Origin of the sequence: Streptomyces actuosus, from assembly GCF_016921115.1 — a bacterium.
Taxonomy (GTDB): domain Bacteria; phylum Actinomycetota; class Actinomycetes; order Streptomycetales; family Streptomycetaceae; genus Streptomyces; species Streptomyces actuosus_A.
In genome coordinates, this window is record NZ_JAFFZS010000002.1 from 414,237 (window position 1) to 426,907 (window position 12,671).

Below are 12,671 nucleotides of genomic sequence, written 5' to 3' on the forward strand. Positions count from 1 at the left end.
CCCCGCCGACGATCTTGGGGAGGGATGTGCCGGCGGAAAGTCGCCCCCCGGCCCGTGCCCCCCAGGGTCCCTCACGCCCCCCGGCCCGTGCCCCCAGGGTCCCTCACGGCCCCTCGGGACTCGCCGGCGAGGCGATGGCTCTCGCCGCGGCCACCTCCTGCCGCACCGGCTCCAGGACGCTGTCCGCCGGGCCGGCCAGGTCGGTGCGGACAGGGTAGAGGGTCTTCGTGGTGCGCAGGCCCTCCGCCAGTTCCGTCAGTTGCAGCGTCAGCCGGGCGATCTCCGCACGTGAGGGCGGTACGGCGCCCTGCTTCACGCGGATCCGGGCCGCCGTCGTCGCGTCGACGATGCGTTCGACCGCGACGACCAGCGGCCACCAGGCCGCGGCCCGCCGCCCGGTCGGCGGCGGCTCGGTCAGGGCCCGCTGGAACTCCGTCCGGATGACGGACAGGTCGCGGTACAGGCGGCGGCGCATACGGGCCCGGGCCGCGGGGTCCACGCCCTCGCCGAACGCGCGGTCGACATAGCGTGCCGTGTCCGCCACCGCGTCCGCGAGACGGTCGCCGACCCGGGTGTGCCAGCTCTCCGGCCACAGCAGGTAGCCGGCGACGAGGGCGATGCAGCAGCCGAGGAGGGAGTCGACCAGGCGGGGCAGCAGCAGCGCCGTGCCCTGGTGGTTGAGGACGTCGGACAGGAGCAGGATCACCGGGGTGATGGCGGCCGTCTGATAGCCGTACCCGCGCGGTGTGAGCGCCGGGATCAGCGGGGCCAGCACGAGCATCACCGCGACGTCCCACCAGCCGCGCGGTACCTCCGCCAGCACCGCCGCCGCGACGACCAGGCCCGCCACCGTGCCGAGGGCACGCAGCAGTGCGCGGGAGAAGACCGAGCCGAAGTCGGGCTTGAGGACGAAGGTGATGGTCAGGGCGACCCAGTACGAGCGTGCCACCGGGACGATCGACACCAGGACCTGGGCGATGCCGATGCACAGGGCCAGCCGCAGGCCGTAGCGCCAGGAGGCGGCGGACAGCATCACGTTCCGTGCCGCCCTGGCCGTGCGGATGCGGAGGGTCGCCGGGCGGCCCAGACGGTCGTCGATGCCGTGGGCGTCCACGTCGGGAGCGGTCACGACCTCGGCGGCGTGCCGGAGGGCGTGGTCGGTGGCGCGGGCGGTCTCGTCGGTCGGGGCGGGCAGGTCGAGCTCCAGGGGGCCGGTGGGCCCGGACTCGACGGCGGCGGCGAGTCGGCGCACGGCTGCGGGGACCCGGTCCGGCAGCGGCCGGCCGGCGAGGTGGACGGCGGGGGCGGCCTCCACGACCGGGATGACGGCGTTCAACTGGGCCAGCAGCCGGGTCAGTTCCCCACTGCGGCCGTGGTGGCGGGTGCGCCGGGCCAGGACGAGGTCGTAGGACTGGTTCAGCGACTGCGTGACGGTGTACCGGGCGGTGGTGTACGCCGTGTCGTCGCCGCACGCGGCGAGCAGGTCGGCGACCGTGCGGTAGGTCCGTGCGACGGCTGTCCGCTCGGGCACCCCGGCCCTGAGGGGCCAGGCCAGCAGTGCCAGCACCAGGACGAGCAGACCGCCTCCGGTGACCAGCAGTGCCGGCAGCCACCAGGGATCGGGCATCGGCAGCCCGGCCCCGAGCACGGTGTTGAGCAGCAGCAACAGCCCCGACACGGAGGCCACGGCGCCGATCGTGGAGATCATCCCGGAGAGCAGGGCCACGGCGGTGACGACCGCTACCGCCGTCCAGCCGTGGCCGTGGACGAGCGAGCCGAGGGTGATGCCGACGGCGCCGAACAGCTGCGGCACGGCGATGTTCAGCAGGCGCATGCGGTAGGCGTCGGCGGTGTCGCCGATGACGCCGAACAGGGCACCCATGGAGGCGAGGGCGCCGTAGTCGGTGCGGCCGGTGGCGAGGCCGAGCGCCAGGGGGAGGGCCATGGCGACGGCGGCGCGGGCGGCGGCGGGCCGGTTGACGGGGCTCTGCTCGGGGCGGAGGTTCCGCATCAGCCAGTCGGGAGGGTTCAGGCCGATGGGAAACTCGCGGGACATGCGCCCATTATGGGCGGGTGGCCTGCGGCTCCGTCCGGATCACCGCCGCCGGTGGAGGACGACGTCGACCAGCAGGGCGCGGTGGTCGGTGTCCGGCAGGTCCAGGAACCGGGCCCGGGCGACCGAGAAGTCCCTCGACAGCAGCACGTGGTCGATCTGGGCGCCGATCAGCGGGGTGGTGCGGGTCGGCCAGCTGGGCGTGCGCGGGTGCCCGGCGAGGAGGGCGGCGTCCTGGAGGCCGGTGTCGAGGATGCGGCGGAACGCGGCGTGGTCCTGCGAGGCGTTGAAGTCGCCGGCCAGGACGGTGGGCGCGGCGGGGTCGGCGGCGGCGAAGTCGTGCAGGGAGCCGAGATCGTGGCGCCACAGCCCGAGCTGGGAGGGCAGCGGGGGCATGGGGTGCGCGAGCTGCAGCCGTACGCGGTGGCCGTGGACGTCGGCGACGGCACCGGGCATGCCCATCGTGCCGGGTACGCCCGCGGTGCCGGTGAGCGGGAAGCGGCTGAGGACGAGGGACCCCGCGGAGCCGGAGGCGGTGACGGCCTGCAGGTAGGGGTGGGTTCCGGCGAACTCCCGCCGCAGCACGGCCTCGCACCGCCGTACGTCGCACTCCTCGACGAACACGACGTCCGGCTCCTCCCGGCGCACGGCGTCGGCCAGTGCGCCGGTGGCGCGGCCGAACTCGACGTTCGACGTCAGGACCCGGAAGGACGCGACGGGGGCACCGACGGGGCCCCGGGCCTTCCCGTACGGCTCGGTGTACCAGGCCAGCAGCCCGAGGACGACCACCGCCGCCACCGCACCGGTCCGCCGGCGGGCGAGCAGCGCCAGCAGCAGCGCGGCGCCCGTGGGCAGGAGCAGCCACGGCAGGAAGGCGAGCAGTTGAGGCACGGGCGTGATGCCGTCGGTGTCCGCGGCCCGGCAGCCGACGACCGTGCCGACCCCGGCCAGCAGCAGTCCCGCCGTCCAGGCCGCGCCGCGCCGTTCCGTTCCGCTCCGGCGGGGTCCGCCCGACTCGGCGGTCGTCGTCCCCGCGGTCGCGGTGTCCATGTCCCGGTCCACGTCCCGGCCTTCCGCTCGGCGGCGCCCCGCCCCGCATTCTTCCTCGCGATTCCTCCTCGCGCCGAGTGGCGGGTGCGGTGCGTCGGCCGGTGGGTGCGAGGCGTGGGGCGCGGGTCGAGCCGATGTGCGCCGACGCGGTCAGAGTCGTGCGCGTGACGGCCGCGGAGCGGGCTCCCCCGCGGGTGCCGCGCGGGCCCGCCGCCGTCGCAGCGCGCGGGTGCAGCAGCCGGAGAGCCAGATGCCCAGAGCGACGGCGAGACCGAGGGCGAGCAGCAGCCAGGCCGCCGTGCGCAGGGTGGCGGTGAGGGCGTCGTAGACGGCGCCGACGGCCGGGTGGGAGACCTCGTCGGGCAGGTCGCGCAGGGTGAGGCGGCGGCCGACGGCGACCGCCAGGCCGAGCAGTGTGCCGCCGAGTGCCGTGCCGAGGGCGGTCGCGGTGACCGCACGCCGCCGGCAGGCGGCCAGCGCGATACCGGCGACCGCCAGGGCGACGGTCGACACCGGCAGCCAGAATCCGGCGACTTCGAGCACCTCGTACCCCTTCCGCAGGCGGCCCAGTTCGTCGGGGCGCAGGAGCGCGACCTCGGTGTGCCGTACCGGGATCCGGTTGGCCAACGGCACGTGGTCGGCGGCCAGTCGGCGCTTCACCTGGGCGGTCACGGGGGCCAGGTCGACGGTGACCGGGCGGTCGGCCTTCTCCCTCAGGGCGCTCAGGACGGCGTCGTGGGCGGCCCGGTTGGCGGTGTCCCAGGCGGTGCGGAAGGCCTCGGTGCGGGTGAAGGAACGGACCGCGTCGTGCACGAAGGGGCCCATCGCGCTGCGTGCCGCACCGCCGTCCACCCGGCGCAGGATCCCGCTGCCGACGGTGTCCGCGATCTGCCCCTGCACGTCCGGGTCGGCGGCGAGCGGCGCCATCGTGGTGACGTACCGTCCGGTGTCCGCGAGGCCGTACGCCGCCCAGGCCGCCAGCGTGCCGAACGGCACGAGCAGGCACGCCAGGGCGATGAGGACGGCCGACGCGGCGGTCCTGAGACGTCGGGACACCCTTCCAGGCAACCCCGCTGGTCGGCGGGCACGCGAGCGGGCGGACGCCGTACGGGTGGTGGTGAGCGCCCGGTGAACGGCGGGCGGGGGCCGCGGGCGCGGCGGTACGGGCAGGCGCGCTGGGGCGGGGTGCGGGGCGTCGGCCCGCGCGAGTGACGCGCATGCCTCGGGCATATGCAGGAGTGGGGAGTGCGGTACCGGAAGAGGTACTTCCGCTCTCCGGTGGAGGGTTCACCTGAACGGGTGTTTCCTGGTGCTGGGGAGAAGGAGGCCGATCATGCGCACCACCCCGGCCCTGCGGACCACGGCCGCGGCCCTGCCCACCGGTGGCACCCTCGCCGTCACGGCGGCCGGTACCGCGGTGGCGGCGGCCCCGCCGGCCCACGCCGAAGGGCGACGGTGGCAGCGGAGGCTCCAGGAACCTCGTCGGGCGGCCGGGGCTGACTGGTCCCCCCGGTCGTCCGGTGAGTGGAGGGATGAGGGAAACGTGGGCCCCGGTGCACCACACCGGGGCCCACGTGTGTGCTTGACGGTGCGCTGCGCCGGGGCCCGTGTGGGTCGGTCCCCGGTGCAGTGCACGGGGGCTCACGTGTGTGCTTGACGGTGCGCTGCGCCGGGGCCCGTGTGGGTCGGTCCCCGGTGCAGTGCACGGGGGCTCACGTGTGTGCTTGACGGTGCGCTGCGCCGGGGCCCGTGCGGGTCGGTCCCCGGTGCACCACACCGGGGTTCACGTGTGTGCCTCGACGGTGCGCGGTGCCGGGCGGCTCAGCGGATCCGGTGTCCCGCGGCGTCCTCGTGGGTGTAGTAGCGGTAGAAGAACACGATGAAGATTCCCGCGCTCAACGCCAGGCCGATGCCCGCGCAGGTGAGCACGGACACCCCGCTCTGGCTGATGAGAAAGCCGACCGCGGCACCGGCGAACGCGGACTTCACCGCCGAGTGCAGTTCGCGCTTCAGCTTCGGGGCGAAGAGGATCACGGCGATGCACAGCACGATGAACACGATCGTCGTCACGAACCCGAACAGCACGTTCCAGCCGGTGATGGGCCCGCCGTTGCGCCGGTTGGCCGCGGCCCAGTAGCCGTAGACGAGCCCGAGGGCGACCGGGATGCCGAACCGGGCCGTCGTGTGGACCCGCGGACTGAAGACGTCGGGCAGCCGGGTGGTGGGCCTCCGACGGGGCCTGGGCCGGATGCTGAGTGGTCCGTGAAGGGTGCCGGCAGTGGGCACGGGCGCCGCGTGAGCCATGAGGGGACTCCTCTCTCCTCGCCCCGCCTTCCAGAGCACACCTGGCGGAGGCCGTGGGCAAGTCGGCGTAGGCCGACGACGGCAGCTGATGCGGGCCGTGCGGCCCCGTGATTCGCTGGGCCGGTGAGCGGTGCCGGACGCGAGACGGGGTGGGACGGGAGCCCGCGCCTGCTCGACGGGGATCCCGGCCCCGTGCGGCGCCACGGCGTGCAGCGCAACCAGCTGTTGCGCGTCCGCGGGCGCAGCGTGGCCTGGCTGCCGCCGCTGCTGCTGCTCGCCGCCATCGCGGCGGCCGACGTGAACACCCCGGCGTCGTTCCGGATCGTCTCCTGGATCGTGCTGGTTCCGGGCATCGCCGCCGCGATCTGCGGTCTGCGCGGCACGGCCGTCTTCGCGGTGCTCGCCCTGGCCACGTACGTCGTCGTCGACGACTTCGGTCCCGATCGGCACCTGGCCGGGCTGAGCGACTTCGTCCTCGTCGCCGTCGGCGGCGGCCTGGCGACCCTGGCCTGCGTGGTGCGGGTGCGCGGCGAGGAGCGGATGCTGCACATGATGCACATCGCGGAGACGACCCGCCGCACCGTGCTGCGCTCCCTGCCGCCCGGATTCGGGGGCGTCGACCACGCCGAGGTGTACCTCGCCGCGGACACCGACGCCCGCGTCGGCGGCGACTTCTACGACATCCAGCCCAGCCCGCACGGCGCCCGCGTCCTCATGGGTGACGTACAGGGCAAGGGGCTGGCCGCGGTGGAGACGGCGGCGGCCCTGCTCGGCACGTTCCGCGAGGCCGGCTACCACGAGCCCGACCTGGCGACCGTCGCCGAACGCCTGGAGACACGGATGGTGCGGCACCGCGGCCACTTCGTCGCCCTGGGCCGCGAGGGCGGCGACCGCTTCGCCACCGCCGTCCTGCTGGGCTTCCCCGTGGACGAGGCCGGCGTCGTCGAGGTGGTCGTCTTCGGCCACGAACCCCCGCTGGTGGTCAGCGCGGCCGGCCTGCGGTCCCTCACCACGGGCGGGGGGCTCCCGCTCGGCCTGACCGACCTCGGCGACGGGCTGCCCGAGATGCGGCGGGAGGCGCTGGCGCCCGACGAGACGGTGCTGCTGGTGACCGACGGCGTGACCGAGTCCCGGGACGCCTCCGGCGCGTTCTACCCCCTCGACGACGACCTCGCCCGCGCGCTCGCCACCGACCCCGGGCTCGCCGACCCGCACCGGCTGGTGGCCTTCGTCCGGGACGGCACACTGCGGCACAGCGGCGGGCACCTGGCGGACGACACGACGGTGTTCGCGCTGCGCCGGCGCTGAACCGTCCCGGCTGACCCGACGGGACCGCGAACCCGGGGCACGCCTCCTGCGGACGGGGGCCGCGGACCCGGGGCACGTGCCCGGTGCGCACCCGCAGCGGCTACGGTGCTGCCGTACGTGATCGAGCGGGCCGCAGGACCGAGCGGGCCGCAGGACCGAGCGGACCACCAGGGGGAGCGGCCGATGCCCGGAACCGTGCTGCTGCTCGCCGCCGCGCCGGCGGGCAAGGGGCGGCTCGTGGACGCGGCGTCCGTGCTCCCCGTGCTCGCCGCCGTGCCGCCGGCGGTGCTCGCCGGCACCGACACCGCCAACGTCGTCGAACTCGCCGACCCGCTGGAACCGCAGGCCGTGCTGACCCGGTTGCGGGCCGCCGCGGCGGCCACCGGCCCGCTCACCGTGTACGTCACCGGGCAACTGCACCTGGACCGGCGCCAGCGCCTGCCCCACCTGGCGCTGGCGCGGACGACCCCGGCGACCGTGCGCTACACCGGCTTCCCCTGGCACTGGTTCCGCGACGAGCTCCGGCTGCGGCCCGCGGGATCGACCTGCCTGCTCCTCGACCTGCACGCCGACGCGGAGAGCTGGCAGTGGCTGCGGGGCGGCGCGGTCCTCGACTGCGGCGCGGGCCACGCCGTCCACGGGCGGATCGCGCCGCCGCCCGGCAGGTGGACGCTGGGGACGCCGGCGTACATGCGGACGGCCGCGACGGTGCTCCGGAGCGGGCGGCGGCCCGCGACCGCCGCACTGCACCAGCAGGTGCTCGACCGGCTCGGCGGCGAGACGGCCGGCGACCTGGTGCTGGCCCACCCCGGCGGACCGTCCGGCGTACCCGGCCCAGCCGCCGCCCCCGGCGCGACGGACCCGAACGGCACGCCCGGTTCGGTCGGCACGCCCGGCGTGCCCGCTGCCCCGACCGTGCCCGCCTTCCCCGAGGTTCCCGGCCCGCGCCCCGCCTCCGCGGCACCCGACCCGCACGCCTCCCTCACCGCCGCCGTGCAGGCGGGGCGGCACGCCGACGCCGACGCGCTCGCGGCACGGCTGGAGGAGGAGGCCGCACGGGCACACGGGCCCGGCTCGGACCAGGCGCTGCACTGGGCCGAGGTGCGGGCCGACCTCGCCATGCTCGCGGGGGACGCGGCCCGCAGCTGCCGGACCTGGCTCGCGGTGGCCGGGGCGCGGCTGGCCGCCGGGCAGGCCGCGGACGCACCGCAGGTCGAGGCTGCCGCGGACCGCGCCCACCACCAGTGGAGCGCGGTCCGGGACCCCGCCCGGGCTCGCGAACTGGGCCTCGCGCTCGCCGAACTGCGCGGCCGGGTACCGGGCCGGCGCCGCGGCGCGCTGGACCATGTGCGGCGCCAGCTCAGGGAGTTGCAGACGCAGCACTGAGAGGCGCACGCGAGGCGCAGTGAGGTGTGGGACGGCCGGTGCCCACGCCGGTACGGAGCGCGTACGAGCCCTCCCGCACCGTACCCGGGCGGTGCCATGATGTGGCCCATGGCTGAGGGGGATGCAGTGGCCGGTTCAGGCGTACGGGTCCGGTTGGACGGGGGCGTCGGCGGCAGCGACGTCAGTGCTCTGAAGACGTGGCTGGAGCAGGAGCAGCCGCTGGCGGAGCTGATACGCGCGCACCGGGTGACGGTCGAGGAACGGCACCGCACCGACGAGCCCGACGGCCGGCACATGGGCCTCGGCACGGAGATCCTGCTGGTGATCGTCGGATCCACGGCCACGGTGACGGCCACGTCCCTGATCGAGCACGTCGAACGGGCCGTGAAGGCCTGGCTGGCCAACCGCCGGCAGGTGGAGAGCGGCGAGCCGCCCCGGCCCACCATCAGCGAGCTGGACTCCGACGAGAGCTAGACCTGTGAACCGCTACGACCCGCGGGGCAAGGTGAACGGGGCGCTGCTCGTCGGTGTGTCCGAGTACGACCATGTCCGGCCGGACGACCGGGAGGGCGTGCCCGGCCAGCTCCCCGGCGTCCGGCACAACCGCCTCCGGCTCCGCGACGCACTGCACCGGACCGGCCTGTTCGAGACGGGCCGGACGACCGACTGCGCGTCGCCGTCCCACGACGTCTTCAACGAGGCGCTGCGCCACGTCGCCCGGGAGACCGAGGGGCTGCTCCTGCTCTACTTCGCCGGGCACGCCATCGTCACCAAGGCGGGCGACGAGCTGTTCCTCCAGATGAGCAACGCGCGCGTGGTCGCCGGAGGGCACGACGCCTTCCCCAACGCGGTTCCCCTCACCGAGGTCCTGGCCCAGCTGGTCGGCAGCCGCGCCGAGCGGGTCGTCGTCGTCCTCGACTGCTGCTACGCGGGCAACGCGGTGGCGGCCTGGCACCGGTTCGACCACCGCATGCGGCGCAAGGCGCTGCTCCTGATGAGCGTGCAGTCCAACCGGCTCATCGACGCCGGTGACGGCGGCGGCGCCACGCCGTTCACCGAAGAACTGGTGCACGTCCTCTCGGAGGAGGGCGAGTTGTCGGTCGGTGGGCTGTATGCGCGGCTCAAGGAGCGCATGGCCGCCGCCGGTCACCGGACCGCGCTCGACGACGCACAGGACCCGCAGGGGGTGTGGGAACCGGGGGAGGAGGTGCTCCTCCGGAGCGGTGGGGTCTCCGGACCAGAGGATCTGGAACCCGATATTCCGGAACCGGCAAATCCGGAAACGGAGTCGTCCTCCACGGGGCCGGTCCGCCTCCGCGCAGCCGTCCGGTCCGCTGCCGCCCGGATGCGGGGCCTGCGGCTGCGCTTCCGCCTGCTGCTCGCGCTGGTCCTCCTCGCCGCGGGCTGCGGCGGCTGGGGCATCGCCCGCCTGATCGGGCACGACGGCCTCTGCGCCCCACCGCTGGAGCTGCGCGTCCTCACCGACCCCGAACTGGAACCGACGGTCGACAAGGCCGCCGACACCTTCCTCGACTCGGACGCGAACACCCAGCACGGCTGCCGCCGCGCCGGCATCACCGTCTACAGCGCGGACGCCGCCGACACGGTGACCGCGCTGCGCGAGCGCACGGACGCCTGGCAGGAGCCCCTGAAGGACGACGACGATCCCCAGCGGGACATCGGCCCGCAGCCGGACGTGTGGATCCCCGCGACCGTCGCCGACGTCACCCGCGTCGTCGTCGACCGGCCCGTGCGCTCGTACGCCGATCTGGAGCCGGAACAGAAACCGCTGGCCTACTCGCCCACCGTGCTGGCCGTGCCCGAGAACCTCGCCGCCGACCGCCCCGAACGCACCGGCCGCCCGCTGGCGGAACTGCTGGACGCCCTGAAGCAGCTGCAGCCGCCGGCCGAGACGCGCCGCCCCGACCCGGAGCACACCGACTCCGCGCTGCTGGCGACGATGGGTCTGTACGCCGACGGCGGCAGGGCGCGCACCGCCGAGCAGGAACTCGCACAGCCCGGGGTGCCCGCGCCGACGGCCGCGAAGCTGCTGTGCGACCTGCCCGAGGACGCCGCGGTGGACCGGCGGACGGCGGCCCTCGTCCCCGAGTTCCTGCTGAAGAGCGGCGTGGCCTGCAAGGCCACGAACCGGGTGCCGCGGGTCGCCGAGTACCCGCGCGACGTTCCGGCCCTCCAGCCGGCGTTCGTCCGCGTGCGCTGGAAGGACGCCGACCGCGACGAGGCCCGCCGGAACACGGCGGTGCAGGCGTTCCGGGACTGGCTGTACGGCGACGGCGGGCGGCAGGTCCTCGGCGCGGCGGGCTTCCGTTCCGCGGACGCCGGACACCCCCTGCTCGCCCGGGAGTCCGCCGAGGGGGTGCTCGACGACCCGGGGCGCTCCCAGCCGTCGGCGGAGCGGCTCGCGATGACCGCGGCGCTGCAGCAGTACCGCAGCGCCAACGGGCCGGGCCGGGTCCTGTTCCTGCTGGACAGCTCCGGGTCCATGGGCACGTGGTGGCAGGGGGCGACCGGCGGCCCCGGCCTGATCCGGCAGTCCCTCGGCGGCCTCGGTGACCAGGACGAGTACGGGGTGTGGGCGATGTACGGCACCTCCGGCGACGGGTACGCCCCGCTGCTGTCGTTCGGACGGCACAAGAGGGCCGACGCCGAGCGGATCCTGCTCGACGCCTCCCGTACGGCGGTCCACGAGGTCGAGGCCGACCCGCACCGAGCCCTCCTGGCAGCGCTCGGCGACATGGCGCGCCGCGGTGGCGACGACGACCGGCCCCAGCTGATCGTCCTGATCACCGACGACGAGGACAACAACCGGCTCACCGGCGGCAACCGCACCGCCGTCCTGGACCTGGCCGCCGAGTCGGGGGTTCCGGTGGCGGTGGTGTCGCTGGACGGCGGAGGCTGCGGCCCGGACCGCGTGGACGCGCAGATCGCCGCGGCCGCCGGCGGGCGGTGCCTGGACACGGGCGACGACCTCGGCCCCGCGCTGCACGACGAGGTCGCCCGCACCGGAACGGGGGCCGAGTGAGCAAGCGGACACGAGCCCGCGGCGAGGAGGGGACACACATGCGGATCGGGGGACGCACGAGGACGCACCGGCGGACCGGGGCGGTGCTGGCGTCGATCACACTGCTGGTCCTCACCGCATGCACCGGCGGGCCGAGTGGAGGGCCGCGGTCGCCGGCGCCCGGGGCCGGGGACGAGATCGTGGTGGCCAGCGGGCGGGACGTCACCGGCAAGAACGGCATCCGCCAGCGGCTCATCGACGCCTGGAACGACAGTCGGGACGGCTCCACCCGGAGGGCGCGCCTCGTGGAGCTGCCCGGTTCCGCCGACCAGCAGCGCAGCCAGATGCTCGGAGCGCTGCAGTCGGGCAGCTCCCGGTACGACGTGGTGAACCTGGATGTGACCTGGATACCGGAGTTCGCCGAGGCCGGGCTGATCCGGCAGCTGGACGACGCCGCCGTGGTGGACCCCGGCGACCTGATCCCCTCGGTGGCCGCCACCGCGGACTGGCGGGGCAAGCGCTACGCGGTCCCCTTCAACAGCGACGTCGGGCTGCTGTACTACCGGCGTGACTTCCTCGCCGATGCCCACGTGCAGAACACCGACCTGTCCAAGGGCATCACCTGGCCGCAGCTGCGGAAGCTGATGAACTACCTCGACCGGCACCCGCCCCAGGGGTACGAGGCCGGCTGGACCAGCCAGCTCGACAGCCACGAGGGCCGCACCGTCAACGCCGTCGAGGCGTTCGCGTCGGTCGTGAAGGACTTCGCGCTCACCGACTCCGACGGCCGCTACACCGGATCCGTGCAGGACCTGGCGACCGGGGTGGGCGAGCTGCGGCAGCGCACGAGCCCGGCCTACACCCTCGACCACGCGTACGACTCCGCGGAGCAGGACACCCTCAACGACTTCCAGGCCGGCCGGACCGCGTTCCTGCGCCACTGGCCGTCCGCGTACGGCCCCCTGTACCAGAGGTTCTCCGAACGCCGACTGGGTGTGGCCGCGTTGCCCGGCAAGGCGGTGCTCGGCGGCCAGAACCTGGCGGTGACCGAGTCCTCGCCGCACGCCCGCGACGCGGCGGCACTGATCAGGTTCCTCACCGACCCCGGCAGCGAACGCTGCCTCCTGGACGCCGGCTTCGCGGCGACCCGCACCTCGGCCTACACCGACGACGACCTGTCCTGCACGCACGGCAACGCGCCGGCCGCCGCGTCCGCCGCCTCCCCGTCGGCTTCCGCGAGCGGGGAGACCACCGACCGCATGCCCCGCGACGCGGCCGGACGCCCCCGCTACGCGCAGGACGTCCTGCTGCCCGCCCTCCGGCGCGCGGTGCAACGCCCCCGCACACCCCTCTACGGCCCCTTCACCCAGATCCTCACCGCCACACTGCAACCCCTCTTCGACGACGGGTCGCAGACCGACGCGGAGCTGGCCGGCCGGCTGGACAAGGCGCTGCGCAAGGCGCTGTCCCGCTGAGCGGACGCGCCGGAGGCATCGGTCACGCGAGGGGGCCGAGCCCTCTGCGGACGTGCGAGGGCAGGCTCCGCGG

General features: G+C 75.1%; 9 protein-coding genes. 5 read left to right on the forward strand and 4 right to left on the reverse strand.

Going from position 1 to position 12,671, the window contains the following annotated elements; translation table 11 throughout:
• Positions 1–103: 103 nt before the first annotated feature.
• From JS756_RS04780 to JS756_RS04795, 4 genes are all read right to left on the reverse strand, one after another.
• Positions 104–2,056, reverse strand: coding sequence for an FUSC family protein (locus tag JS756_RS04780; RefSeq protein WP_205381638.1), 1,953 nt, complete (start codon positions 2,054–2,056; stop codon positions 104–106).
• A gap of 39 nt (positions 2,057–2,095) precedes the next feature.
• A complete protein-coding gene (locus tag JS756_RS04785; protein ID WP_205381639.1) occupies positions 2,096–3,103 on the reverse strand; it encodes an endonuclease/exonuclease/phosphatase family protein in 1,008 nt (335 codons plus the stop codon).
• Between the two features lie 150 nt (positions 3,104–3,253).
• Positions 3,254–4,159, reverse strand: a complete 906-nt coding sequence (locus JS756_RS04790) for a hypothetical protein (protein WP_205381640.1) — start codon at positions 4,157–4,159, stop codon at positions 3,254–3,256.
• Positions 4,160–4,924: 765 nt separating this feature from the next.
• Positions 4,925–5,407: a hypothetical protein gene (locus JS756_RS04795; protein WP_240203222.1), complete on the reverse strand. Its 483-nt coding sequence runs from the start codon at positions 5,405–5,407 to the stop codon at positions 4,925–4,927.
• 123 nt (positions 5,408–5,530) lie between these two features.
• On the opposite strand from JS756_RS04795, the gene JS756_RS04800 reads away from it, so the two are divergent.
• The 5 genes from JS756_RS04800 (at position 5,531) to JS756_RS04820 (ending at position 12,598) form a co-directional block, all read left to right on the forward strand.
• A complete protein-coding gene (locus JS756_RS04800) occupies positions 5,531–6,715 on the forward strand; it encodes a PP2C family protein-serine/threonine phosphatase (protein ID WP_438817285.1) in 1,185 nt (394 codons plus the stop codon).
• Positions 6,716–6,898: 183 nt separating this feature from the next.
• A complete protein-coding gene (locus JS756_RS04805; RefSeq protein WP_205381641.1) occupies positions 6,899–8,101 on the forward strand; it encodes a hypothetical protein in 1,203 nt (400 codons plus the stop codon).
• Between the two features lie 108 nt (positions 8,102–8,209).
• Positions 8,210–8,575 (forward strand): effector-associated constant component EACC1, encoded by a 366-nt coding sequence (locus tag JS756_RS04810; protein ID WP_205381642.1) that lies wholly within the window; start codon positions 8,210–8,212, stop codon positions 8,573–8,575.
• Between the two features lie 4 nt (positions 8,576–8,579).
• Positions 8,580–11,144 (forward strand): substrate-binding domain-containing protein, encoded by a 2,565-nt coding sequence (locus JS756_RS04815; protein WP_205381643.1) that lies wholly within the window; start codon positions 8,580–8,582, stop codon positions 11,142–11,144.
• Between the two features lie 38 nt (positions 11,145–11,182).
• A complete protein-coding gene (locus tag JS756_RS04820) occupies positions 11,183–12,598 on the forward strand; it encodes an extracellular solute-binding protein (RefSeq protein ID WP_205381644.1) in 1,416 nt (471 codons plus the stop codon).
• Positions 12,599–12,671 lie beyond the last annotated feature (73 nt).

Excerpts from the sequence above, each read along its gene's own strand:
- JS756_RS04780 (WP_205381638.1), bottom strand. The coding sequence starts at position 2,056 with ATGTCCCGCGAGTTTCCCATCGGCCTGAACCCTCCCGACTGGCTGATG.
- JS756_RS04785 (WP_205381639.1), bottom strand. The coding sequence starts at position 3,103 with ATGGACACCGCGACCGCGGGGACGACGACCGCCGAGTCGGGCGGACCC.
- JS756_RS04795 (WP_240203222.1), bottom strand. The coding sequence starts at position 5,407 with ATGGCTCACGCGGCGCCCGTGCCCACTGCCGGCACCCTTCACGGACCA.
- JS756_RS04805 (WP_205381641.1), top strand. The coding sequence starts at position 6,899 with ATGCCCGGAACCGTGCTGCTGCTCGCCGCCGCGCCGGCGGGCAAGGGG.
- JS756_RS04810 (WP_205381642.1), top strand. The coding sequence starts at position 8,210 with ATGGCTGAGGGGGATGCAGTGGCCGGTTCAGGCGTACGGGTCCGGTTG.
- JS756_RS04820 (WP_205381644.1), top strand. The coding sequence starts at position 11,183 with ATGCGGATCGGGGGACGCACGAGGACGCACCGGCGGACCGGGGCGGTG.